At 54.2% G+C, this 25,365-nt stretch carries 23 protein-coding genes and 4 tRNA genes; 7 read left to right on the top strand and 20 right to left on the bottom strand.

The features are described 5' to 3' along the window. Positions 1–13: 13 nt before the first annotated feature. The 13 genes from rpoB to BMZ14_RS13930 form a co-directional block, all read right to left on the bottom strand. Positions 14–4,087 (bottom strand): DNA-directed RNA polymerase subunit beta, encoded by a 4,074-nt coding sequence (gene rpoB / locus BMZ14_RS13990; RefSeq protein ID WP_074798656.1) that lies wholly within the window; start codon positions 4,085–4,087, stop codon positions 14–16. Positions 4,088–4,260: 173 nt separating this feature from the next. Beyond that, a complete protein-coding gene (gene rplL, locus BMZ14_RS13985; RefSeq protein ID WP_074798654.1) occupies positions 4,261–4,641 on the bottom strand; it encodes a 50S ribosomal protein L7/L12 in 381 nt (126 codons plus the stop codon). Positions 4,642–4,703: 62 nt separating this feature from the next. Further along, positions 4,704–5,228, bottom strand: a complete 525-nt coding sequence (gene rplJ, locus BMZ14_RS13980; protein WP_074798652.1) for a 50S ribosomal protein L10 — start codon at positions 5,226–5,228, stop codon at positions 4,704–4,706. 437 nt (positions 5,229–5,665) lie between these two features. Beyond that, positions 5,666–6,358, bottom strand: coding sequence for a 50S ribosomal protein L1 (gene rplA / locus BMZ14_RS13975; protein WP_074798650.1), 693 nt, complete (start codon positions 6,356–6,358; stop codon positions 5,666–5,668). Position 6,359: 1 nt separating this feature from the next. Continuing rightward, positions 6,360–6,791: a 50S ribosomal protein L11 gene (gene rplK, locus BMZ14_RS13970; protein WP_074798648.1), complete on the bottom strand. Its 432-nt coding sequence runs from the start codon at positions 6,789–6,791 to the stop codon at positions 6,360–6,362. A gap of 103 nt (positions 6,792–6,894) precedes the next feature. Beyond that, a complete protein-coding gene (nusG, locus tag BMZ14_RS13965; protein WP_074798646.1) occupies positions 6,895–7,428 on the bottom strand; it encodes a transcription termination/antitermination protein NusG in 534 nt (177 codons plus the stop codon). Continuing rightward, positions 7,428–7,772: a preprotein translocase subunit SecE gene (gene secE / locus BMZ14_RS13960; protein WP_074798644.1), complete on the bottom strand. Its 345-nt coding sequence runs from the start codon at positions 7,770–7,772 to the stop codon at positions 7,428–7,430. The genes nusG and secE overlap by 1 nt, the downstream gene beginning before the upstream one ends. 145 nt (positions 7,773–7,917) lie before the next feature. Beyond that, a tRNA-Trp gene (locus tag BMZ14_RS13955) sits at positions 7,918–7,993 on the bottom strand. Positions 7,994–8,047: 54 nt separating this feature from the next. After that, on the bottom strand, positions 8,048–9,238 hold the full coding sequence (gene tuf / locus BMZ14_RS13950) for an elongation factor Tu (protein WP_074798642.1): 1,191 nt from the start codon (positions 9,236–9,238) through the stop codon (positions 8,048–8,050). A 42-nt stretch (positions 9,239–9,280) separates the two neighbouring features. Continuing rightward, positions 9,281–9,355, bottom strand: a tRNA-Thr gene (locus BMZ14_RS13945). Positions 9,356–9,450: 95 nt separating this feature from the next. Next, a tRNA-Gly gene (locus tag BMZ14_RS13940) sits at positions 9,451–9,524 on the bottom strand. Positions 9,525–9,697: 173 nt separating this feature from the next. Then, positions 9,698–9,782: transfer RNA gene (locus tag BMZ14_RS13935), tRNA-Tyr, on the bottom strand. Positions 9,783–9,959: 177 nt separating this feature from the next. Further along, on the bottom strand, positions 9,960–10,427 hold the full coding sequence (locus tag BMZ14_RS13930; RefSeq protein WP_074798725.1) for an FKBP-type peptidyl-prolyl cis-trans isomerase: 468 nt from the start codon (positions 10,425–10,427) through the stop codon (positions 9,960–9,962). A gap of 151 nt (positions 10,428–10,578) precedes the next feature. Here BMZ14_RS13930 and BMZ14_RS13925 point away from each other — a divergent pair, with 151 nt between their 5' ends. Then, complete coding sequence (locus BMZ14_RS13925) at positions 10,579–11,037, top strand: YbaN family protein (protein ID WP_074798640.1); 459 nt, start codon at positions 10,579–10,581, stop codon at positions 11,035–11,037. A 75-nt stretch (positions 11,038–11,112) separates the two neighbouring features. On the opposite strand, the gene BMZ14_RS13920 is transcribed toward BMZ14_RS13925, so the two are convergent. The 3 genes from BMZ14_RS13920 to BMZ14_RS13910 form a co-directional block, all read right to left on the bottom strand. Beyond that, a complete protein-coding gene (locus tag BMZ14_RS13920; protein ID WP_074798638.1) occupies positions 11,113–11,784 on the bottom strand; it encodes a YiaD family glycine zipper/OmpA-like lipoprotein in 672 nt (223 codons plus the stop codon). A 224-nt stretch (positions 11,785–12,008) separates the two neighbouring features. Further along, entirely contained in the window at positions 12,009–12,920 is a 912-nt protein-coding gene (xerD, locus tag BMZ14_RS13915; RefSeq protein ID WP_074798635.1) for a site-specific tyrosine recombinase XerD, read from the bottom strand. Continuing rightward, entirely contained in the window at positions 12,907–13,395 is a 489-nt protein-coding gene (locus tag BMZ14_RS13910; RefSeq protein ID WP_074798633.1) for a methylated-DNA--[protein]-cysteine S-methyltransferase, read from the bottom strand. The genes xerD and BMZ14_RS13910 overlap by 14 nt, the downstream gene beginning before the upstream one ends. Before the next feature lie 269 nt (positions 13,396–13,664). On the opposite strand from BMZ14_RS13910, the gene BMZ14_RS13905 reads away from it, so the two are divergent. From BMZ14_RS13905 to BMZ14_RS13890, 4 genes are all read left to right on the top strand, one after another. Then, entirely contained in the window at positions 13,665–15,173 is a 1,509-nt protein-coding gene (locus BMZ14_RS13905) for a leucyl aminopeptidase (RefSeq protein WP_074798723.1), read from the top strand. A 14-nt stretch (positions 15,174–15,187) separates the two neighbouring features. Beyond that, positions 15,188–15,607, top strand: a complete 420-nt coding sequence (locus tag BMZ14_RS13900) for a DNA polymerase III subunit chi (protein WP_074798631.1) — start codon at positions 15,188–15,190, stop codon at positions 15,605–15,607. A 97-nt stretch (positions 15,608–15,704) separates the two neighbouring features. Next, positions 15,705–16,094 carry a hypothetical protein gene (locus tag BMZ14_RS13895; protein WP_074798629.1) on the top strand — a complete coding sequence of 130 codons (390 nt, stop codon included), beginning with the start codon at positions 15,705–15,707 and terminating at the stop codon, positions 16,092–16,094. Between the two features lie 312 nt (positions 16,095–16,406). Further along, positions 16,407–19,202 (top strand): valine--tRNA ligase, encoded by a 2,796-nt coding sequence (locus tag BMZ14_RS13890; protein ID WP_074798626.1) that lies wholly within the window; start codon positions 16,407–16,409, stop codon positions 19,200–19,202. 41 nt (positions 19,203–19,243) lie between these two features. Here the strand turns inward: BMZ14_RS13890 and BMZ14_RS13885 are convergent, their stop codons facing one another. From BMZ14_RS13885 to BMZ14_RS13870, 4 genes are all read right to left on the bottom strand, one after another. After that, entirely contained in the window at positions 19,244–19,984 is a 741-nt protein-coding gene (locus BMZ14_RS13885) for a glycine-rich domain-containing protein (RefSeq protein ID WP_074798624.1), read from the bottom strand. Positions 19,985–20,234: 250 nt separating this feature from the next. After that, on the bottom strand, positions 20,235–21,623 hold the full coding sequence (locus BMZ14_RS13880; protein ID WP_074798622.1) for a cache domain-containing protein: 1,389 nt from the start codon (positions 21,621–21,623) through the stop codon (positions 20,235–20,237). A 98-nt stretch (positions 21,624–21,721) separates the two neighbouring features. Continuing rightward, on the bottom strand, positions 21,722–22,369 hold the full coding sequence (locus BMZ14_RS13875) for a response regulator transcription factor (protein ID WP_074798620.1): 648 nt from the start codon (positions 22,367–22,369) through the stop codon (positions 21,722–21,724). Further along, complete coding sequence (locus BMZ14_RS13870) at positions 22,351–23,700, bottom strand: cache domain-containing protein (RefSeq protein ID WP_074798618.1); 1,350 nt, start codon at positions 23,698–23,700, stop codon at positions 22,351–22,353. The genes BMZ14_RS13875 and BMZ14_RS13870 overlap by 19 nt, the downstream gene beginning before the upstream one ends. 450 nt (positions 23,701–24,150) lie before the next feature. Here BMZ14_RS13870 and BMZ14_RS13860 point away from each other — a divergent pair, with 450 nt between their 5' ends. Both BMZ14_RS13860 and BMZ14_RS13855 read left to right on the top strand, forming a co-directional pair. Then, on the top strand, positions 24,151–24,552 hold the full coding sequence (locus BMZ14_RS13860) for a hypothetical protein (protein ID WP_143072011.1): 402 nt from the start codon (positions 24,151–24,153) through the stop codon (positions 24,550–24,552). Positions 24,553–24,677: 125 nt separating this feature from the next. Next, on the top strand, positions 24,678–25,304 hold the full coding sequence (locus BMZ14_RS13855) for a hypothetical protein (RefSeq protein ID WP_074798614.1): 627 nt from the start codon (positions 24,678–24,680) through the stop codon (positions 25,302–25,304). Positions 25,305–25,365 lie beyond the last annotated feature (61 nt).

Below are 25,365 nucleotides of genomic sequence, written 5' to 3'. Positions count from 1 at the left end.
TTTTATATGAACACTAATGCCGGTCCAGATCGATATCCATCGCCAACGAACGAATTTCCTTGACCAGTACGTTAAATGATTCCGGCATGCCGGCGTCGATCTTGTGGTCGCCCTTGACGATACTCTCGTAAACCTTCGTACGCCCATTCACGTCATCGGACTTGACTGTCAGCATTTCCTGAAGGGTATAGGCCGCCCCATATGCTTCGAGTGCCCATACCTCCATTTCACCGAAGCGCTGACCCCCGAACTGGGCTTTGCCGCCAAGCGGTTGCTGGGTCACTAGACTGTAAGGTCCGGTGGAGCGGGCGTGCATCTTGTCGTCCACCAGGTGATGCAGTTTCAGCACATGCATATAGCCCACCGTCACAGGACGGTCGAATGACTCGCCAGTTCTGCCATCATAGAGCGTCACTTGACCGGATCGGGGAAGACCGGCAAGTTCCAGCATATCCTTGATCTCCTTTTCGGTGGCGCCGTCGAATACCGGCGTTGCGAAAGGCACGCCGTCCTTCAAATTTTCCGCCAGATCCATGATCTCTCCATCCGTCAGCGAAGCGATATCCTCGGGCTTTCCGCTGGTGTTATAAATCTTGTCGAGCAGATCCCGGATTTCGGCCGTGCGACTACCGGCGCTCAGCATATCGCCTATCTTCCTTCCCAATCCTTTCGCGGCCCAGCCAAGATGGGTTTCAAGAATTTGTCCCACATTCATCCGCGATGGGACGCCCAGCGGATTCAGCACCACATCGACTGGTGTGCCATCAGCCATATAAGGCATATCTTCCACCGGTACGATCTTGGAAATCACCCCCTTGTTGCCATGGCGGCCGGCCATTTTGTCCCCGGGTTGCAGACGTCGCTTCACTGCGACATAAACCTTGACCATTTTCTGTACCCCCGGCGGCAATTCATCACCTTGGGTAAGTTTCTTTTTCTTTTCTTCAAAAGCGGCGTCGAACGCCCTGCGCTTCTGCGCGAGACCCTCCTCGACCTGTTCGAGCTGGAGACTTGCCTCCTCGTCAGACATGCGGATATCAAACCAATGATGGGGATCGATGCTATCCAGATATTCCTTGGTAATCGGCGCGCCCTTGACAAGTTTTTTGGGTCCGCCCGTTGCGATCTTGCCCTTGAGCAAACGCTCGATACGCACAAAAGCATCGGCCTCCACAATCCGCATCTGATCAGCCAGATCTTTCTTGTACCGCTTCAGTTCGTCCTCGATGATCTGCTGGGCGCGTTTGTCACGCTCTATCCCTTCGCGGGTAAAAACCTGCACGTCGATGACAGTTCCCGAAATGCCGGATGGCACACGCAGCGACGTATCCTTTACATCGGAAGCTTTCTCGCCAAAAATGGCCCGCAACAGCTTTTCCTCGGGGGTCAACTGGGTCTCACCCTTGGGCGTGACTTTCCCTACCAGCACATCACCGGCTTCCACTTCCGCGCCGATATGAACGATCCCTGATGCATCAAGGCGTCCGAGCTGCACTTCGGAAAGGTTGGAAATATCCCCGGTTATTTCTTCCGTTCCCAATTTGGTATCACGGCTCACTACCGACAACTCTTCGATGTGAATCGACGTGAAACGGTCGTCAGCGACAATGCGCTCTGAGATAAGAATCGAGTCCTCGAAGTTGTAGCCATTCCAGGGCATGAACGCGACCAGCATGTTTTGCCCCAGCGCAAGCTCGCCCTTGTCGGTCGAAGCGCCATCAGCTACCACGTCGCCGCGTGCAATGACATCCCCCACTTTTACCAGCGGCCGCTGATTTATATTCGTATTCTGGTTGGAACGGGTGTATTTGGTCAGGTTGTAGATGTCTACGCCCACTTCGCCGGCACGCGTTTCGATGTCATGCACACGCACCACGATGCGGCTCGAATCCACGTAATCCACGACGCCACCCCGTACTGCCTTTACGGCGGTGCCGGAATCCACCGCCACCACCCGTTCGATGCCCGTACCGACAAGAGGCTTCTCGGCACGCAGACAAGGCACCGCCTGCCGCTGCATGTTGGAGCCCATCAGCGCGCGATTGGCATCGTCATGTTCCAGAAACGGAATCAATGAAGCGGCCACGGACACGATCTGCGCAGGGGCCACGTCCATGTACTCTATCCGGTCGGGTGTCGACAGGGTAAATTCGTTCCTGTGGCGGCATGAAACAATGTCGTTGGTAAATCCGCCGTCACGATCCAGTTCTGCATTCGCCTGGGCAATCACATACTGGCCTTCCTCAATTGCCGATAAGTAGTCGATTTCATTGGTTACGCTGCCGTTTTTAACCTTGCTGTAAGGCGTTTCCATGAAACCATATTCGTTGGTGCGGGCATACAGCGCCAACGAGTTGATCAGGCCGATATTCGGACCTTCCGGTGTTTCAATCGGACATACCCGGCCATAATGAGTGGGATGCACATCACGTACCTCAAACCCTGCCCGTTCACGCGTCAGCCCCCCCGGTCCCAGCGCAGACACGCGGCGCTTATGCGTAATTTCGGAAAGTGGGTTGGTCTGGTCCATGAATTGCGACAGCTGGCTGGAACCGAAGAATTCCCGCACCGCAGCCGATACCGGCTTTGCATTAATCAAATCATGGGGCATGAGATTATCTGACTCAGCCTGACTGAGCCGTTCCTTCACCGCCCTTTCGACCCGCACCAGGCCGGAACGAAACTGGTTTTCCGCCAGTTCACCGACTGAGCGCACCCGGCGATTACCAAGATGATCGATATCATCGATCTCGCCGCGCCCATTGCGCAACTCGACCAGAATCTTGATCACCGCAATGATGTCCTCATTTGACAAGGTCGTCGAACCATCCAGTTCGGTCTTGCCCACACGGCGATTGAATTTCATCCGCCCAACCACCGAAAGGTCATACCGTTCCGGCGCGTAGAACAAGCCGTTGAACAATGCCTTGACAGCTTCCTCGGTAGGCGGCTCACCCGGACGCATCATGCGATAGATTGCAACTTGCGCCGTCATCTGGTCCATCGTCTCGTCTATTCTCAAGGTTTGCGATATGTAAGCACCCTGATCGAGATCGTTCGTATAAATCGTGTGAATCTCTTCTATGTTCGACTCATGCAGTTTGGCGAGCAGAACTTCCGTGATCTCGTCGTTGGCAAGCGCCAGGACTTCGCCTGTTTCTTTATCTATTACGTTATGCCCCAACACCCGTCCCAACAGAAACTCTTCCGAAACCGCGAGCTTGTCTATGCCTGCCTGCTGCATTTCACGAACATGCTTGACCGTGATTCGCTTATCCTTCTGGACAATGACCTTGCCGCTCTTCGAGACGATGTCGAAGCGCGCAGTATCGCCACGCAAGCGCTCCGGTATCAATTCAAAAAGAATTCCTTTCTGGGACAGATGGAAAGTGTCGAAAGAAAAGAAGTTTTCCAGAATCTGCTCCGGCGTATAGCCTATTGCTTTCAGCAATACGGTGATCGGCATTTTACGGCGCCGGTCGACGCGGAAGTAGAGATAATCCTTCGGATCGAACTCGAAGTCGAGCCAGGAACCGCGGTAAGGAATAATGCGAGCCGAAAAAAGCAGTTTACCGGATGAGTGCGTTTTACCGCGGTCATGCTCGAAAAACACCCCTGGAGAGCGATGCAGTTGCGACACAATTACGCGCTCCGTCCCGTTAATAACGAACGAACCGGTGTTGGTCATGAGAGGAATTTCCCCCATGTAAACTTCCTGCTCCTTCACCTCCCTCACTGTCGGCTTGGACGCCTCCTTATCCATAATCGTCAGCCGCACTTTGGCTCGCAGCGGAGAGGCATAAGTCAGGCCGCGTTGCTGGCATTCCTTGACATCAAACGGCGGCATGCCGAGCACATAATTGACGAAATCGAGGCGAGCGTTCTTGGAATGGCTCTCGATCGGAAATATCGACATAAACGCTGCCTGCAATCCCTCGGTGGCCCGGTGATCGGGCTCGACTTGAGCTTGTAGAAACGCTGCGTAAGATTCGATTTGAGTAGCGAGAAGAAAGGGAATCGGCAAAACGCTTGCGCGCTTTGCGAAACTCTTACGTATACGTTTTTTCTCGGTAAACGAATAGCTCATGGAATCTCTCCGGGAGGTCAGAAGACAGATGGGTAGAAAATTGGAGCAGAGTACCTGATTTTAGCTACCGTGCTGAGTGTGCTGCCGCACAAAAAATGCGGAAATCCAGACGTTAAAAAAACCAGAACCTGACGGCGTCTTTCACGCCGCCAGCTGGTCTTGCTGCTTTACTTTTATTTAATTTCCGCGGTAGCACCGGCTTCAGCCAGTTGTTTCTGGATTGCTTCAGCGTCGGCTTTCGGGATACCTTCCTTGACTGGCTTGGGCGCAGCATCCACCAGATCCTTCGCTTCTTTCAGACCCAGCCCTGTAACGGCGCGAACCACCTTGATCACGTTAACCTTGCTCTCGCCGATAGCTGTCAGCATGACCGTGAATTCGGTTTGCTCCTCAGCCGCAGCAGCAGCACCGCCGGCTGCAGGCGCAGCAGCCGCGACGGTTGCGGCAGCAGCTGAAACACCAAATTTCTCTTCCATTTCCTTGATCAGCTGGGAAAGCTCCAGCACGGTCATATTTGCGATCGATTCTAAAATTTCTGCTTTGGCTATCGCCATGATTTTCTCCTGATAATTAATCTCATGATGGTTTACGGTCTCGCAGCAAAGCGAAAACCGGATTAAGCGGCTTCTTTCTGGTCCCGGACGGCTGCAAGGCCACGGACAAAACGGGTAGGTACTTCATTGAGTGTCCGTACAAAGGTGGCAACCGGCGCCTGCATGGTACCTAACAGCTTCGCAAGCAACTCGTCGCGACTGGGAAGGGAAGCCAAATTCGCGATGTCGTTGCTGGACATCACCAGATTAGCCATCGCTCCAGCCTTGATTACCAATTTGTCATTGGTCCTGGAAAACTCGTGCAGCACTTTTGCCGCCGCAACGGGGTCACTTCCAATACCATATGCCAAAGGTCCGACCATATGCTCGGAAAGACCTGAAAACGGCGTATCCGTTACAGCACGGCGTGCAAGCGAGTTTTTCAGCACCCGGAAATATATTCCCGACTGGCGCGCTTTAGCCCGCAATTGAGTCATATGTCCGACTCCGAGCCCCCGATACTCCGCAATGATGATGGCCTGGGCGTTCGCCACTTGAGCACTGACGTCAGCGACTACCGCTTTTTTCTCTTCTAAATTTAGACTCAAGGCACGTTCTCCATCAGTTAAAATACGATGCCGAGTTATGGTATCTTAGGCATCTGGCAAGCTGAACAAAGTCACCCTGCTCGAAACCTCTCACCGACTCGGTACCGCGAACCGGCGACCTTAAATCAGGAGTTAAATCTTTTCCTGTTTTTGGGCACGCCATCTGCGCTGGGTGCTTGGAGATGGTGGAAAAGCAAAGCGCGACTGGTAAAACATAGTCGCCGCACTCTTTTCCGTTTCTATTTTGCAAATTAAGTTATTCGGTAGTGACTTGCTCCGACTCGGCCAATAAGCCGGTTTACCGCTTATTGCCTTTGTCTGTCATTACCCAACAACCCCAGCGGTCTTTGATAACCCACCGAATCAGCGCGACGCGCCTATCCGATGGCCCAAAGTCTTACAAATTCTTTACAGGCATTCTGCCAAATCGGTAAATGCTACCGCATGCTGGTCTGATCAACCCTGACCCCTATCCCCATCGTGCTGGAGACTGATATCTTTCTCAGATAAATTCCTTTGGAGGTAGCAGGCTTGGATTTGTTGAGCGCGTCCAGCAGCGCCGTCAAATTTTGCGTCAATGCCTCTGCCGTGAAAGATGCGCGACCAATAGTGCACTGAACGATACCGCCTTTGTCGGCACGATATTGCACTTGCCCTGCTTTGGCATTCCTCACTGCACCCGCAACATCCGGCGTCACTGTCCCGACCTTGGGATTAGGCATCAGGCCCCGGGGGCCGAGTATTTGTCCCAATTGCCCCACCACGCGCATTGCATCCGGACTGGCGATGGCTACATCAAAATCAATATTCCCTGCTTTAATCTGTTCCGCCAGATCTTCAAACCCGACAATATCCGCGCCCGCGGCAAGCGCCTCCTTGGCCTTGTCACCCTGGGCAAATACCGCCACGCGCACGGTTTTACCGGTGCCTGCCGGCAAAACCACTGAACCGCGCACCGCCTGGTCGGATTTTTTTGCGTCAATGCCCAAATTCACAGCCACATCAATCGACTCATCGAATTTTGCAGTGGCCGTTTCCTTGATGATCCCGAGCGCATCCGGCAGCGAATAGGATTTGTTGCGATCCGCCTTTGCGGCAATCGCCTTGAAACGTTTAGATACGTGCGCCATGTTATATGCCCTCCACTTCCACGCCCATGCTATGGGCACTACCGGCTATCGTGCGAACCGCGGCGTCCATGTCGGCCGCTGTCAAATCGGGCATTTTTATCTGTGCGATTTCTTCTGCTTGCTTCCGTGTTAATCTTCCTATCTTATCTGTGTGCGGTTTGGGGCTACCCTTGCCTACCCCCGCCGCTTTCTTTATCAGCACGGTCGCCGGGGTGGTTTTCATTATGAAGGTGAAACTCTTGTCGGCGTAAGCAGTAATAACAACCGGCACCGGTAGTCCAACTTCCATTTTCTGCGTCGCGGCATTAAATGCCTTGCAAAACTCCATGATATTCAGTCCACGCTGACCAAGGGCGGGACCTATCGGCGGGCTAGGATTGGCCTTGCCTGCCGGCACTTGCAACTTGATATAGCCGGTTATTTTCTTTGCCACAATAATTCTCCTCTCGGGTACAAGTGAACGCTACCGCGCTCTCCCCAGGTTAACAACAAACACGGCGCCACCCCATACTGATGGTGACCGCCCTATTTTCCTATCAAGCTTTTTCGACCTGGCTGAAATCCAGTTCCACCGGAGTAGGGCGGCCAAAAATGGAAACCGATACCCTGATCTTGCTCTTATCATAATTGACATCTTCCACATTGCCGTGGAAATCCGTAAAGGGGCCTTCCTTGACGCGCACTGCCTCACCCGTTTCAAAAAGAACCTTGGGCTTGGGTTTCTCCACCCCCTCCTGAATCTGATGGAGGATATTCTGTACTTCCTTCTCGCTGATTGGCGTCGGTTTCATGGCCGACCCGCCAATAAAGCCGGTAACCTTGGCGGTATTTTTGACCAGATGCCATGTCTCGTCCGTCATATCCATCTCGACCAGCACATAACCAGGAAAGAATTTTCTTTCGCTGAGGTTTTTCTGGCCCGCTTTCATCTCAACAACTTCTTCTACCGGAACCAGTATCTGTCCAAACTTGTCCTGCATTCCGGCGCGATTGATTCTCTCCTTCAATGCGCGTTGCACACTCTTCTCAAATCCGGAGTAGGCATGAACCACATACCATCTTTTATCCATTACCCCTCCTGGCCCATCAAATATTTCACCGCCATCAACAAGCCCGCATCAACCATCCACAAAAACAAGGCCATCACGAGAACAAAGGCAAAGACGATGCCGGTGGTCTGCATCGTCTCCTTACGGTTCGGCCATACTACTTTGCGGGTTTCTTCCGATGCCTCCTTGCTGAAAGCATAAAATTGCTTGCCTTGAGTGGTAAACCAAACCACTACGCCCGCCAGGACAAAACCTCCGAGTACTGAAATAACGCGAATTACCATGGCGCTATCGCGCAGGTAATAGAAACCGGCGATACCCGCGGTCAACAGCAGAAGCGCGAATCCCAACTTGATCTTGTCCACTACTCTATCTCACTCTGCTTATCGGTAAACGAAACGACCGGAAGCCATGCAACCCCAGCCCGTAATTCAATATCGGTGGTATTAAGAAACGTTGCTTTCTTGAAAAACATGCAGCAATCTATGATTTGAGTGATAGTTCTTGGGTTGGCAGGCCAGGAGGGCATCGAACCCCCAACCTTCGGTTTTGGAGACCGACGCTCTGCCAATTGAGCTACTGGCCTGTATTTCTATATATGGACACACGCTTCAACGCCTGGAATGGATATCTGACGCGGTTACTCTATAACCTTTGCCACCACGCCTGCGCCAACGGTTCTGCCGCCCTCGCGAATGGCAAAACGCAGACCTTCTTCCATCGCGATCGGCGCAATGAGGTTTACCGTCACCGACACATTGTCGCCCGGCATCACCATCTCGGTACCCGCCGGCAGTTCAATCGCACCCGTCACGTCAGTGGTGCGGAAGTAGAACTGGGGACGGTAGCCCTGGAAAAAAGGTGTATGACGCCCGCCTTCTTCCTTGCTCAGAACGTATATCTCGGCGGCAAACTTGGTATGCGGGGTGATGCTGCCCGGCTTGGACAGGACCTGCCCGCGCTCGACTTCCTCGCGCTTGGTGCCGCGCAGCAATACGCCCACGTTGTCGCCAGCCTGTCCCTGGTCCAGCAGTTTCCTGAACATCTCCACGCCGGTACAGACAGTCTTGATGGTGGGCTTCAATCCGACTATCTCGATTTCCTCGCCTACTTTGACGATGCCCCGTTCCACCCGGCCCGTTACCACCGTGCCGCGCCCGGATATGGAGAAGACGTCTTCCACCGGCATCAGGAAGCTGCCGTCCACGGCGCGAACCGGCTCCGGTATGTAGCTGTCCAGCGCATCCGCCAGTTTGTAAATGGACGGCTCGCCTATGTCGCTCTGGTCGCCTTCCAGCGCCTTCAGCGCCGATCCGATGACGATCGGAGTGTCGTCCCCCGGAAAATTGTATTTGGAGAGCAGCTCGCGCACTTCCATTTCCACCAGTTCCAGCAGTTCGGCATCATCTACCATGTCCGCCTTGTTCATGTAGACGATGATGTAGGGCACGCCCACCTGCCGTGCAAGAAGGATGTGTTCGCGCGTCTGCGGCATCGGCCCGTCAGCAGACGATACCACCAGTATCGCCCCGTCCATTTGCGCCGCGCCCGTTATCATGTTCTTGACGTAGTCGGCGTGTCCCGGGCAGTCGACATGCGCGTAGTGCCGCTTCGTCGTCTCATATTCAACATGGGAGGTGTTGATCGTGATGCCCCGCGCCTTCTCTTCCGGCGCCGAGTCAATCTGCGCGTAACTCTTCGCCTCGCCTCCAAACTTCTTCGCCAATACCATCGTGATCGCCGCCGTCAATGTGGTCTTGCCATGATCCACATGACCTATCGTCCCAACGTTCACGTGAGGCTTCGTCCGCTCAAATTTACTCTTTGCCATGATGGTCCCTTTTTTAAAGCACTTTTTCTATATTAACGCCTATGGAGCCCATGGCCAGGATTGAACTGGCGACCTCTCCCTTACCAAGGGAGTGCTCTGCCACTGAGCTACATGGGCAAGCGTGTTTTCTGCCTGAAACCTGCCCGAACCAAAAAAACAAAAAATCTTGCAACACCGGGTTGCCAACACTTTAACTTTTTCCGCCCTGTATCTGGAGCGGGTGAAGGGAATCGAACCCTCGTCGTAAGCTTGGAAGGCTTCTGCTCTACCATTGAGCTACACCCGCATCTCGCGACCACGCTGGACCAAAGCAATCAGCCCACTGACCAGAGAAAAGGCATCGCGCACCACCACGCACCCCCGCTACCTGAAAGCCAGACTCATCATCAAGCCCCTGGAAGCAAGCACCTTGCGAGTTTTGGCCCCGCAGAGCCCTGCAAATATACGGTCACCCTGATTTGGTGGAGGGGGAAGGATTCGAACCTTCGAAGGCAGAGCCGTCAGATTTACAGTCTGATCCCTTTGACCGCTCGGGAACCCCTCCGAACGAAACTGCTAATTGTGAATGTTTCAGGCAGATAAGTCAACGTGCATTTCAGGGTTTTTCGCTAACCAGGCGCGAATCCCCCGAGGTGGCAAAACAGGCGCTTATTTATCTTATATTCACCTTGTAACCAAAGAGAAAGAGGTTCCCGAATTGACAGGGGTATTTATCCGGAGATCAATGCGTTGACCCTTGACGCAAGCCTAATAGCTCAACATCAAAAATCAAGGTCGCATTCGGCGGAATTACATTCCCCGCCCCATGCGCACCATAGCCCATATCCGGAGGAATAATCAAAGTGCGTTGCCCCCCGACTTTCATCCCTGCAACACCCCGGTCCCAACCCTTGATTACCCGGCCTGCGCCAAGCAGAAATGAAAAAGGGGCTCCGCGATCGCGGGAGCTATCGAATTTCGCGCCCTTTTTATCCGGAGCGCTCGCATCATAAAGCCAGCCGGTATAATGAACTTCAACGGCCTTGCCTACGGTTGCCTCTTCCCCGGTTCCTACTTTGGTATCGTTCTTGATGAGTTCAGTCACGCTCGACGCTCCTTGCCTGGTTTCGGAAAATGCTGATTGGGGCAATAAAACGATGCCCAACAATATCAATACGCTTAAATTGATCAGTGCGTTTACTCTAGACATGATTACCTCGAAAATTAATGAAAATCCGACTCGCCTGCATATTTTCATATTATACCCGCGTCAACCTGTATCGCCGCCCGATAAAGCAGTCACTAAAAGGATCACCCGGTTCTGACCACCCCTTATATAACGCTCCATCAAGTCTATATCCATGCAAGAGCGCGTCAACGAAGAGATACGTCAGGATCAGCAAAAGCCTTCGCAGGAACCTTTATTGCGCCTGCATGATTCGGCTGTCGTGCGGTACCTGTACCTGGCGGCAGGGTTTGCCGCCCTGATACTGGCCGTGGCGGGTATCGTACTGCCGGTGCTGCCCACGACTCCTTTCCTGCTCCTGGCTGCGGCTTGCTTCGCGCGCAGCTCGAAACGCTTCCATGACAAGCTTCTCGCCAACCGCATTGCCGGTCCCATAATTCGCGAGTGGACCGAGCACCGCAGCATTCCCCGCAAGGTAAAGCGCTGGGTATACCTGCTGACGGCATTGTCATTCGGCAGTTCAATACTGATGATGCCATCTTTTTGGCATCAACTGGCCCTCGGTGTGCTGGGCATCACCCTGGTTGCATTTATCTGGCGCATACCGGTAAGAGATTCTCATACCAGCCCGTAACCTACGTCCCAGCACAGACTCAACCTTCCGGTCGATGCTCAGCCTGGTTACCCACCCGTCAGCTGGACATTGATCTTATTCTGACCTGGCCTGTGGCTCAGCCACAAAAATCTCGACGCGACGATTTTTTGCCCGGTTTGCGGGAGTATCGTTCGACACAAGCGGCTCTCGGGAACCGCGACCGTCAGCACTTATTCGATTCGAAGAAACACCCCGGTTTACCAGATACTCACGTGTGCTCATCGCACGATTGAACGATAAGGGATTATTGACTGCATCGCTACCCGTGCTGTCGGTATGTCCGATAATAGAAACCTGCGTCACGGGATTATTGCTCAGGCTCGCTGCGAAACTGTCCAATATCGATCTGAAATCGGGTTTGATCTCCGCGCGTCCGGTATCAAATGAAATATCGCTTGGAATATCAAGCTTCAGGCGGTTATCAGGCGTTTTTACAACTTCGACTCCTGTGCCGGCGGTAGCTTGTTCCATCTCTCGCTTCTGCTCTTCCATTCTTCTGGACCATATATTACCGGCGATAGCACCGGCGCCGGCGCCGGCGGCGGCGCCGATTGCCGCGCCTTTGCCTTTACCCGCTATCGCGCCAATTATCGCGCCCGCACTTGCGCCGATTCCTGCACCTATCGCCGTATCTCTGGTCCTGGTACTCTGCGTTTCAGGCGAACTGGCACAGCCGCCCAACATCAACGTTATAGCGGTAAAAATAACAGGCAATTGATTACGCATGATCTCTCCAGATTTGTTGGGGATAGTGTTTACGGATTATAGACAGCACCATGTTCTTGAGACACCTATGATAACTCTAAACAGATGAGGTAAAGGAGACAATGCGAAAATCGGGCTGCCGCTCCCAAGCATCGAATCAAGCCGCGAGAAGTAGCAGTGCCGCAATTCTACCGTCCGAAAATCCGTTCTCGTCCACCCTGATCCTCTCATAAGGACAGTGATCATCATCCTCTCGGATGATGAGTGGAATGAAGCCGCTTCAATCTCTCACGGGCAACATGCGTATAAATTTGCGTGGTGGAAATATCCGCATGGCCTAGCAGCAGTTGCACCACACGAAGATCTGCGCCGTGGTTGAGCAAGTGCGTTGCGAAAGCGTGGCGCAAAGTATGCGGCGACAATGGCTTGATGATGCCGGCCTGGCGCGCGTAGCGTTTTATCAGGTACCAGAAAGCCTGGCGTGTCATGCACGAACCCCGGGCTGTAATGAACAGCGCATTGCTCGATCTTCCGTCTAGCAAGCCTGATCGGATTTCGGTAACGTATCGGCTCACCCACTCCAGCGCGTCCTCGCCCAAGGGCACCAGACGTTCTTTTCCACCCTTGCCTGTCACCCGTATGACGCCCATGCCAAGACTGACCTGTGCGATTTGAAGACTGATCAGCTCCGATACGCGCAGTCCGCTGGCATACAGCACTTCGAGCATTGTGCGATCGCGCACCCCCAATGGAAGTTTTACATCGGGCGCGTCAAGCAGGGCTTCCACATCCGTCTCAGTCAGGCTTGCGGGGAGGTTTCGGGGAAGTTTCGGCGTCTCGATATTCAGGCTCGGGTCAACCTGAATTTTTCCCTGCCGCAACAAAAACCGATAAAACCGCTTCAAGCTCGATAGTTCACGACTGGTGGTAGCGGCCTTGACTCTAGCGGAAACCTTATCGGCAAGAAACGCGAGCAGATCGGAATGGCTGGCGTCCAGGAAACTATTTTTTTCATCCCGCTTTTTTGCGAGCCACTCGCCAAACTGCTGCAGATCGCTACGGTAGCTCTGCAGAGTGTTACGGGACAGACCATCTTCCAGCCATAACGCGTCGGAAAACTCATCGAGAACCGCCCCGTTGACTTCAAACGCCCTCATGTTGCAACAGCCAGCGCTTTATGTCGAGCGGCATCCCATCACTTGCATTCATAAATCCGCCAAGTCCACCGCCCTTAGCGATAACGCGATGACAGGGAATGATAATCGGAAGCCGGTTGGCGCCGCACGCCTGCCCAACGGCGCGCGGCGCAGAATGCAGTTGCGTAGCGATATCGCCATAACTCCGGGTCCCTCCACTAGGAATGTCCTGAATCGCACGCCATACCCGCCGCTGATGGATAGTGCCTCCGATATGCAATGACAGGTCGAAAACGTAACCTGGATCAGTGAGGTACGCCTGCAACTGATTACAGACTTCCCGAGCCAGTGGAGTTTTCGGATCGAGTAGCGGTGTATCGAGGGGCAGATACTCGATATCCGTCAGCCAGTCTTCCTCGATGCGGAGTCCGAGAACGGCAAACGGGGTGGCAAGCTTCGCCTGATAGTCATGTTCGCGCTTTGCTTTCAAAATCATCTTCGTTCATAAACAAGAAATACGTTTTTCAACCATTAAACCCGTTAAGTCCCCATAATAAATGCCGAAGGCATCCATAATACCAGTACCCTTGGGTATGACAATAAGCGCAACGACAGCGCGAACCAAAAATAAAAGACCGGACGAAAACGCGAAGCGTGGTGGAAATATTCTTATCCACTTTGACTTTATGCAAACAGTCCGGCGATAATCGATCATTATTTGGCTTGAACAAGTTTGCGGGCAAGATATTGAATAAGGAGCAAGTGGTGAAATTTAGCATAAAAAGCGTAAACCCGGAGAAGCAGCGCGGTGCCTGCGTGGCGGTGGGCATATTTGAGGAGCATAAGCTGACCCCAGCGGCGGAAGCCATCGACAAGATCGCCGATGGGTATATAAGCGGCATCTTGCGCAAGGGGGATATGCGGGGCAAGCCCGGCTCTACGCTTATGCTGCACAATGTGCCCAATACGGTGTGTGACCGTGTACTGCTGGTGGGACTCGGCAAGGAGACGGAGCTCGGCGATAAAGCGTACCGTGACGCGGTACGCGCCACTTTCAAGACGCTACATGAAACTGGCGCCGCTGATGTGACGCTGTTCTTGAATGAAGTGGCAGTAAAAAGCCGCGACGTTGCCTGGAAAGTTTTACAAACTGCAATTGTCGCGATAGAGAGCACCTATCGCTTCGACCGGCTTAAAAGCAAGGTCGAGGACACCAAACCACATCTGGGCAAAGTCACGCTGGGCGTGATGGGTTCGGACAGCCGCGCGGAACTTGCCGCTGGTGAAGAAGCCCTGCAACAAGGGCTCGCCATCGCTGAAGGGATGAATCTAGCCAAGGATCTGGGTAACCTTGCACCCAATATCTGCACCCCAACCTATCTGGCGGAGCAGGCGACCAGTATCGCCAAAACTTACAAGCTCACAGCTACCGTCCTGGAGCAGAAGGACATGGAGAAGCTTGGCATGGGCGCATTGTTGGCGGTCGCCCGCGGCAGCCGCCAACCCGCCAAGCTGATCGCTCTGGAATACTGGGGCCGGGGAAAAAAGGAAAAGCCCATTGTGCTCGTGGGCAAAGGCGTTACTTTTGACACCGGGGGCATCTCGCTGAAACCTGCGGCGGAAATGGATGAAATGAAGTACGACATGTGCGGCGCAGCCAGTGTGCTCGGCACTATTACGGCAATTGCAAAAATGGGGCTTTCTGTGAACGTTATCGGCATCATCCCCACTACGGAGAATATGCCGGGTGGCAATGCCACCAAGCCCGGGGATGTCGTTACCAGCATGTCGGGACAGACCGTGGAAATTCTCAATACCGATGCTGAAGGAAGGCTGATCCTGTGCGATGCGCTGACCTATACCGAGCGCTATGAGCCTGAGGCAGTAATAGATATCGCCACCCTTACCGGCGCGTGTGTCATTGCGCTCGGCCATGTTGCATCAGGTCTGCTCAGTAATGACGAAGAACTGGCTGAGGAGCTGCTCAGTGCCTCGGAGCGTACGGGTGACCACGCCTGGCGTCTGCCGTTATGGGACGAATATCAGGAGCAGCTGAAAAGTAACTTTGCGGATATGGGTAATATTGGCGGACGGGCTGGCGGCACCATTACGGCAGCGTGCTTCCTGTCGCGCTTCACCGGCAAATATCGATGGGCGCACCTGGATGTGGCGGGTACCGCGTGGAAATCGGGCAAGGAGAAAGGCGCAACGGGCCGCCCGGTACCACTGCTGACGCAATTTCTGATCGGACGGGCGGGACAGAAAAGCACTTGACGGAAATAGCCGGCATGACAGAAATCGATTTCTACTCCGGCGGCGACAAGCTTCACACTGCTTGCCGCCTTGTCGCCAAGGCGGTGCGCAAAGGCCTCAAGGTAATGATTTATACGTCTGATGTTTCAACTGTCGAGCGACTCGACAAACTGTTGTGGACTTTTTCATCAACTGATTTTATTCCCCATTGCCGTGCCGACGACAAACTGGCTGATGTAACGCCGGTCATCCTCTCCCACGATGCCACTAAACTTACCCATGATGACGTGCTGTTCAACCTGGACGCTGAAAGCCCGTCTTTCTTCAGCCGTTTCCGCCGCTTGATCGAAATCACGGGGACTACGCCGGAAGATACGCAGGCCGCACGCAAGCGCTACCGCTTCTACCAGGACCGCGGATACGAAATCCGCCATCACAAGCTGGGAATGGTATAGCCGGCACAGGCTCGAAAAATTCGATATCCGGCGCTCTTCATGAGCCTGGAATTTTTACCTACCTCCATCTCATTTATTCCATGAATTGGGGCCTTTCATGACAAACAGCAGCAATGAAGCGCCACAGGAACCCGAGTATGACGAGATCCTGCGCAAGCTGGATGCATTGCTGCGCAAGCACCAGGACAGATCGCCTGCCTCGGCGCAGGCCGAAGCAGACAGCGGGTCAAATTCTCTTCCAGGCTCCTTTCCGGGAGCTGCATTAGACCGCGCGCCGCTCGACACGCCATCAAGCGCACCTGATAACATACCAACGCTCACTGAAATAGTGCACGTAACGCCTGCGATGCTGTCGCCACAGTCTGACGTTACGCTTCTACTGGAGCAGGTTCTGGATTCCGCGCTCAGGGATACAGGGGCCGAGTTGGAAGCCGGAGCGCGCAAAAAATTGGTTCAAGCGCTGGAGTCACGTTTGTTTGGTCTCTGAGAGCTTTTTATTCTGCCCAGATTCCATCACCTGACCGAACGCGCTCCTGGAAAAAAGAACAACCGGCAAACGCTATGATCCGGGCAGAAAATACCATGGATCTCATCATTTTCAGCCTGGGCCCGAATCAAGCGCAAGCCAACAATGCCGTGCCTCGGACGTCTGGGGATACCAGTTTTCGCCGGTATGACTTTTGTACTGCTGTTTGCTCATTGAATCAATAGAAATTCGTGTCCCCGCTGCGATAAAAGCCCTGCCTTTCGCTCCCCTGCCTTCCGCTATAATGGCGGGCGCTCCATATGACCACTATTCATGGAACTAGAGAAAAGCTTTAACCCCCGCACGATTGAAGGCCGCTGGTATTCGCGATGGGAATCCGGCGGCTATTTCAAGCCCATGCCCGGCAAGACCGCGGCGGACAACACCCATGCTTACTGCATTATGCTGCCACCGCCCAATGTGACAGGCACGCTGCATATGGGGCATGCTTTTCAGCATACTTTGATGGATGCGCTCACGCGCTATCATCGCATGCGCGGCGACAACACACTCTGGCAACCGGGTACGGATCACGCCGGGATTGCAACACAGATTGTGGTAGAGCGGCAATTGGATCAACAGGACATCGACCGGCGCAGCCTGGGGCGGGAAGCATTCCTTGAACGTGTGTGGCAATGGAAGGCGGAATCGGGCTCCACTATCAGCCGGCAGATGAGGCGATTAGGCGCTTCCTGCGACTGGTCGCGCGAACGTTTCACCATGGATGCGGGGCTATCGCAAGCCGTTACTGAAGTTTTCGTGCGGCTCTACCGCGATGGCCTCATCTATCGCGGTAAGCGCCTGGTGAACTGGGACCCGGTACTGCAGACCGCGGTATCCGATCTGGAAGTGATATCTGTGGAGGAAGAAGGCTCTCTCTGGCATATTCTCTACCCGCTTGAGAAGACTACCGGGGCAGACCCGGATGGAATGGGGTCAGAAGGATTGATTGTGGCCACCACCCGGCCTGAAACCATGTTGGGCGATATGGCGATCGCTGTGCATCCAGATGATCCGCGCTACCGGCACCTGATCGGACGCCATGTCCGCCTACCCCTATGCGAACGAAGCATCCCGGTAATTGCCGACGACTACGCCGATCCGGCATTCGGCACGGGCTGTGTGAAAATCACACCTGCGCATGATTTCAATGACTATCAGGTAGGGCAGCGGCACAAACTCGTTCCGCTCAACATACTCTCGCTGGATGGCAAGATAAACGACCTGGCCCCTGTAGAGTATCAGGGGCTGGATCGTTTCGAGGCCCGCAAGAAAATAATCTCCGATCTGCAAAATCAAGGTCTGCTGGTTGACACCAAGCCCCACAAGCTGATGGTTCCGCGCGGAGACCGCACCCATACGGTCATCGAGCCCATGCTGACAGACCAATGGTATGTCGCGATGGATGGGCTGGCGAAACGTGGGCTGGAAGTCGTGGCGAGCGGCGAAGTGAAATTCATTCCGGAAAACTGGAGCCATGTTTACAACCAATGGCTCGAAAATATCCAGGACTGGTGCATCTCGCGCCAATTGTGGTGGGGACACAGGATTCCGGCCTGGTATGACGAGGACAACAACATTTTTGTCGCACATAGTCAGGAGGAGGCGCAACGGCTGGCCGGCGAGCGCAAGCTCGTGCAGGACGAGGATGTCCTCGATACATGGTTTTCATCCGCGTTGTGGCCATTCTCCACGCTTGGCTGGCCTGAAGAAACACCGGAACTTCCCACTTTTTTGCCCACATCAGTTCTGATCACCGGATTCGATATCATTTTCTTCTGGGTAGCGCGAATGGTGATGATGTCGCTGTACTTCACCGGGAAGATACCGTTCAGGGAAGTCTATATAACCGGGCTGATACGGGATGCAGAGGGTCACAAGATGAGTAAATCCAAGGGTAATGTGCTCGACCCCCTTGATCTCATCGATGGCATTACTTTGCAGGATCTTATTTCCAAGCGCACCACCGGCCTTATGAACCCCCGGCAGACGGGGTCTATCGAGAAAATAACGCGAAGGCATTTTCCGGACGGAATTCCCGCATTTGGCGCGGATGCACTGCGCTTCACTTTCGCCAGTCTCGCCTCCCACGGTCGCGATATCAAATTCGATATGCAGCGTTGCGAAGGCTATCGAAATTTCTGTAACAAGCTGTGGAACGCCTCGCGCTATGTATTGATGAACTGCGAGGGAAAAGACACGGGTTTGATAGACTCGATGCCAGCAAAATATTCCGATGCGGACGAGTGGATTATCAGCCGCTTGCAGGTGGCGGAAACCGCAGTAGCGCAGGCGTATCACGATTACCGCTTCGATATTGCGGCTCGCGAAATATATGAATTCGTCTGGGACGAGTACTGTGACTGGTACCTGGAGTTTGCCAAGGTGCAGTTGAACAACGGCAATGATGCAGTACAGCGGGCCACCCGCCGCACTCTGGCAAGAGTACTTGAGACGACACTACGGCTTGCCCATCCCATTATCCCGTTCATTACCGAAGAATTGTGGCAAAGCGTCGCGCCGCTTGCCGGCAGGCAGGGGGCGAGCATCATGTTGCAGCCGTATCCCCAGGCTGATCCGGGGAAGATCAATGAAGATGCAACCCGGCGTATCGTTGCGCTAAAGGAAGTAATCGATGCCTGCCGGGCGCTGCGGGGCGAAATGAATCTATCCCCGGCATTAAGGGTGCCGCTGCTTGTTGTCGGGGACGAGCAAGCGCTCACTGACTTTTCGCCCTACCTGATGGCACTGGCTAAACTGTCGGGCGTGGAAATCCTGCAAAACGGCTTGCCGCCCGTGGAGGCGCCCGTCGCAGTCATCGGCGAATACAGCTTGATGCTGAAAATCGAAGTAAATGTGGATGACGAACGCGCCCGGCTGACCAAGGAAATTGCCCAGGTCAAAGGAGAAATGACTAAGGCGGAAAGCAAGCTTGCGAATGAAAACTTTGTTGGACGCGCCCCCGCCAAGGTGGTGGAACAGGAAAAAGAAAGGCTTGCCAATTTTTGCACCGTGCTGGGTAAACTGAGAGCGCAGTTGTTAAAACTGGATAACCCGAAAAGTCGCTGAACAAAACCGATCGAGAGATTTACAACAACCTGACCTGCTCCTCAGCCACCGTCACATCCGCCACAGCCGCAACCGCCGCCCTCTCCGCCCTCGTTTGCCTGATCGCCATCCGTCGCGTAGTCATTGTCGAGGGAATGCCAGAATCCGTCGGGAATGAGCAATCTTGCGTCGATTTCGAACAAGAACGGCAGCCGCTCCGGTTTCTTGGGGTCGATCCCTTCCCATTTGCAGGCAAGCCCCCATGTTGTCTTCATCTCTGCATTAGCTCCATTGGGTGACACCGCCGCTGTAGATGCCCCGTTAGCCGGCACATGATGCAGGAAGCGATTCAGCCCCTTGTTGCAGAAGTCGGCATATTCGCGCGTGAACAGAATGAACTCGTGCCAAGCCGCGTCCACCACCTGAGAGGGCATCGACACCCTGCCACCTGCCGCGACATTACATAATATGAAGTATTGCCGCAGCCCTAGCATGACCAGGGACAATTGCTCCTCCGCCAGGTGAGGATAGCGCTTCCTCACCCGCTCCCTGACAGGAGCGGGAAATTCATACGCCCGGAGGAATCTCGTCCGCTGCGCCTCCTGTCGCGAGCGGAGGTACCAGTAAACAGAGAAAACCAAGGCAACCAGCAGAAGCCACGAGTCCCATATCAGGGACAGGAGAAAGCCGCCGCCAACGATCAGCCAGAGCAGGTCGTAGAATGCCAGTTCCTGTTTCGGGCTGTCCAGTGGTGGCACTGCCAAAACGTCCCTGTTCGTGCATGAATTTTCCTGAGTATCCATGATCCACCTCCTGTCGTGAATGTGATGATCGGCGCAGGTAAGTCTCAGCCAATCTGAGTTTGTGGGGACAGAATCAAGTATTCGCCGGGTGGAAATCGTTGGTAAGCATAAGATTGTGTAGCTTCCTTACGCAGGTTTATGCAGGAGGGAGATCACAAATACCGGGGGTGCTGTAAGTAGCAAGGATCGGGAGAGGTCGGGCTTTGTCCGGGGCAGAGCTAGCTGTAGAGCTGGTCTGGAGAAAGGTTTCTCAAAGCCCGAACTGTACTGTGCGCGCCAGTGTCCTAATAGGAAGATCGCTTGTCATGGAGGGGGAGGAAGCGTTGCAAAAAAGGCGGGGAATAGTGGCGGTCACCTTCGTGTTTCCCGGCATCGAGGTAATCGTCAGCCGGCCGCCTGCCTCTTCCACGCGGGCTTTCATGTTGTGCAGACCTGCTCCGCGTGAGTGCCCGGCGGTCATGCAATTCGGATCGAAGCCGATGCCATTGTCCCATACGATGAGGCGCACCGACTTCCGGTCCCCTGCCAGGCGCACTGCGGCCCTGCTGGCCTGGGAATGCCGCTTGACGTTGGACAGGCATTCCTGGGCGAGACGATAGAAGACAAAGCTGGTGTCACCAGGCAATCCGCCGACTAGGCCCCGGTTGCGGAAGCGGATGGAGGTTGTCTCATTTTCCATGTCCTGCGCAAGCTGCCGCAGCGCTGCCGGCAGTCCGAGGTCCTTGAGGATCATCGGGTGCAGCCCGCGACCGGTTTCCCGGACCTCGCCCAGGATATTGGCCAGTTCCGCGCTAATGCGCTTGAACGGATTTTCCGCGACGGCGAATTGGGCGGGTATTTCCAGCAGCCTGATTCCCATTGCTTCAACCTGATATCTAAGGGAAAGCAGCTGCTGGCAGATGCTGTCGTGCAGTTCGATTGCAACCCGATTGCGCTCTTCTTCCTGTCCCGCCTGGCGCTCCCTGATGTTCAGCATCAGGCCGGAAAAAATGATAACCCCTATTCCCAGAAAGGCGATGCTCCCTATCCAGCGCATCGTGTCGCGATTGTTGCCGGTCACCTGCGTGTCCACTCCTGCCAGCACATATTCCACATCCTCGAGATAGATGCCGGTGCAGAGGAGCCATCCCCATTTTGGCAGCGGCGTGACATAGGTGAGCTTGAGCGCGGGTTTTCCGGTGGACGGCTTTTCGATGACGTATCTGACAAAGCCGCCGCCCTCGCGTCCGTGCGCGATGAGGTGCTGGACATGAGGAAATCCGTTGATGTCGCGATAATCGAGCCGGTTCGTTCCGACCCGCTCGGGAGTGCGCGGGTGCACGAGCAGGATCCCCTGCAGGTCGTACACGAAAAAATAACCGTCTTCCCCATAATCCATGCGGGAGAGAATGGCTTTGGCTTCCGCTTTTGCTGCCTCGTCCATGCGGCCTGAATCATAAAGAGGGGCAATGGCATGCTGCGCCAGCATCAGGTAGCTCCTGAGCTCGCCTTCCTTACTTGCAAGGTACGTCGGCTCGATCACTTCGCGCTGCGCCCTGGCCAGCTCGACCGACTGGTGATTGACCATGACGGCGATCATGCACAGTACCAGTACAAGTGGCGCCAGGGCCAGCAGGAAGATTTTTTTGCGCAGCTTCACGCCCGCTCCGTCAGCGCAGGCGAAGGATCAGGCATCTGAGAGCAAGGATGAGGAGTACTGCAAGGATAAAATGCCACGCCTGTCTTTGATGGCAAAGTTCATTCCGAGGGGTACTCGGGGCATCGCTGCCGGTACTCCACGCCGAGAATGACCAGCAGATTGGGATTGCTCGTTTCCGCTTCAGGAAGAACCGCCTTCAGCTTCTGCCAGATATTATGCCGATGGGTGTGCACGGTGGCCTCGACTATACCCATTCTGGATGCAATCCTCGCGGTATCGTATTCCCGGTGGCCGGTGAGCCACAACACTCGCCGTTCGCTCAGGCTAAGCAGCAGTTCGGGTCGGAAGTTCTCTGGAATAACGCCTTTCCTGGCAGCGGCGACCATATGAATCGCTTTAAAGATATGACCAGGGTCAGCGGTCTTTACCAGGTATCCATTCGCTCCTGCCGCTACTGCCTGGCGGACATACTGGTCCTCTTCATGCAGCGTTAATATGAGTATGGCGAGCCGTGGATAAGGGGCTCGAAGCTGGGAAGTCAATTCGATGCCGTCCGTATCCGGCATGCTGATATCCAGCAGCACAAGGTCGATATCCGTTTTCTCCAAATGGTCCACTGCTTCCTTTGCGCTCCCGGCTTCAGCCACCACCTTGAAGCAGATCTGGGTTTCGAGCAGCGCCCTTATGCCGTAACGGAATACGGGGTGATCATCCACAATCAGTATCTTTATGGGGAGGTTGAGCATGATGAGGGTATCAGTCGTTGTAAAAAGGGCCGGGGAATGGTGGCCGTCACCTTCGTGCTTCCCCGTATCGAGGTAATGGTAAGTCGGCCGCCTGCCTCTTCCACGCGGGCTTTCATGTTGCGCAGACCCGCTCCGCGTGTACGATCGCTGGTCATGCAATTTGGATCGAAGCCGATGCCATTGTCCCATACGGTAAGCCGCACGGCCTGCCCGTGCCCTGCCAACCGCAATATCGCCCTGCTGGCCTGGGAATGCCGCTTGATGTTGGACAAGCATTCCTGGGCGAGACGATAGAGGGCAAGGCTGGGGTCATCGGGAAGCCCTCCGACCGGACCACGGCTGCAGAAGCGGATGGAGGTTGTCTCATTTGCCATATCGCTGGCGAGCTGCCGCAGCGCTGCCGGCAGCCCAAGGTCCTTCAGAATCATCGGGTGCAGCCCACGCGCGATTTCCCGCGTCTCCCGCAGGACATCTTTCAAATCTCTCTCCAGGTACCGAAACGTGGCTTGCGCCGCGATATAGGGGGGCGGCACGCCCGCGAGCTGAACGAGGCCGGTTGCGGTGTGTAGCTTCGCTGCGACCAGCCGCTGACAGATGCCTTCATGCAGTTCGCTTGCAACCCGGCTGCGCTCTTCTTCTTGTCCCGCCCGCCGCTCCCTGATGTTCAGCATCAGGCCGCAGACGATGATGGCCGCCATGCCGAGGGATGCAGACACCCCTATCCACAGGAGGGTGTCGTAGTTGTTGACTGCCACCTGTTCGTTCACCTTCGCAAGTACGCTCTGGACATCATCCAGGTAAATACCCGTGCCCAGCACCCATCCCCAGTTGGGGAGAAGAACGGCATAGGTAAGCTTGGCGGCGGGTTTGCTGGTGGAAGGTTTTTCTGTCGCATACTGGACAAATCCTCCGCCCTCGCGTGCCTTCCTGATCACCATCTCGGCGATGGGGTGGCCATTGATGTCGCGGTAATCCAGGCGGTTTATTCCGATCAGCTCCGGGCGGGAGTGCACGAGCAAGGTTCCCTGCAGGTCGTACACGAAAAAATAGCCGTCATTTCCATAATCCAGCCGATGCAGGATGGCCTTTGCCTCCGACAATGTAGCTTCGTCCGTGCGGCCTGATCCATAAAGCGGGGCAATGGCATGCTGCGCCAGCATCAGGTAGCTCCTGAGCTCGTCCTGCTTGCTGGCGAGATACGCTGGTTCGATCACGTCGCGCTGCGCTCTGGCCAGTTCGGCCGACTGGTGATTGACCATGAGGGCGACCGTGCAGAGCACCAGTACAAGCGGCACCAGGGCCAGCAAGATAAGTTTTCGCCGGAGCTTCATGGTTCCATTATGCGCGAAGCAGACGCGTGCGAATCCATCGCGCTGCGTAGGTGGGCTGCATACATTTACGCTTTTCTTTCTTTTTTCGTTATCTGTTTTGCCCGGAAAGCGGTTTCCCTCTCATTGGCAGCACCAGCTGGCGCCGGCAAGCGTCTACGCAATTCTGCGTAGCTGGCTTACTTATTCCTGCGCTTTTCCGGATATTCGTTCCGGCGTGTAATACCTCAATCCGAGTCATGGATACTTTTTGTCCAAACTGACGACCAGGCCTGGGGAGGCACTCTCAATTCTAAAGGAGAACGATATGTATCAGCCACAAAAGAGAAGCGCAACCCATGCCACTTGAGCCTGTGGGAGCGGAGGATGTGGCGGGGGATGCGGTGGCGGTTAATAGCATTTAGGTTCATGGAAATACAACTACTTAGATCAACTTAAATAAGGGGAAAAGCAATGATCTCAAGAAACTGGACTGCCTTTGTTTGCATGCTTGCATTGGTTTTTAGCTCCGGGTGTTCAGTCTTCATGGCGGCGAAGCAGCCCGACAAGAAGAATGTTGGTTTATTCCAGATAGGTACTCCTCGGGTCATGCTTCTGGGAGAGTTTGGCGCCCCTGCCATGAGTGAGATAAGAAACGGGAGGAAATACGAAATTTTCAAGTTCGTCCAAGGTTACAGCACTGGTGCAAAAGCTGGCAGAGCGCTTTTCCATGGAGCAGCCGATGTGATGACCCTGGGCTTATGGGAGGTGGTTGGCACCCCAACGGAAGCTGTCTTTAGCGGCGACGAAATGGCATTCGAGGTTTCGTATGACCAGAATGATCGGATCGATCAGGTGACGACAATAAAGAAATAACTGATGTCTTTAATAGACATCCATCATTCAGCTTTGAAGTTTTTCTTTTATTAAAAAAGTAATGTTCCTGGGGCATTTCCGAAAAAATTTGAATTCAGCCTTTAACTATCCTACATCGAAAAATCATGCGAAATAAATCGTTTTTTGCTCCCATTCTCATTGCAGCTGCTTTGATCCTCACTGGTTGTGCTACGCCCCAGCGGCCTCTTTCTCTTTCTGAAAACACATTAGTCTCAAAAACCCATCGGGTTGGTGTCGCCATGACGCCACTGCCAAAAGTGGACATGCAACTCACGGGAGCTAGCTGTTTGCTATGTATCGCTGCCGCGGCCATGGCCAATTCCTCGCTTATCGATTACACACGGACGTTGCCGCATGAGGATCTACCGAAAATCGAGGACGACCTGGCTGAATTACTACGAAAAAAGGGTTCCAATGTAATCGTGATCCCTGAGGACCTGGATATCGAAAAGCTGCCCGATTACAGCGGCAGAGACACGGACATCGCCGAGAAAGACTTTTCGCCACTGAAGCAAAAATACGGCATCGACAAAATTGTTCTGATCCAGATCACAGACTTGGGGATGCTTCGGCCTTATTCCACCTATTTTCCAACCAGCGAGCCAAAGGCAATATTGAAGGGAGTAGGCTCCATGGTCAGCCTGAACAACAACGCTTACGAATGGTACATGCCCGTGGATCTGGCGAAGGGTTCAGAGGGTTTTGCCCCATTTTCACGGACGGATGGTTAAGCCTAAAGCATGCCGTTGACGCATTTCCAGCTGCCTTCTTTTTCTTGGGTTGTGGAATCGC

Origin of the sequence: Nitrosospira briensis, from assembly GCF_900115125.1 — a bacterium.
In the GTDB taxonomy this organism is placed as follows: Bacteria; Pseudomonadota; Gammaproteobacteria; order Burkholderiales; family Nitrosomonadaceae; genus Nitrosospira; species Nitrosospira briensis_A.
This window is presented reverse-complemented; position numbering and strand designations above follow the sequence as displayed.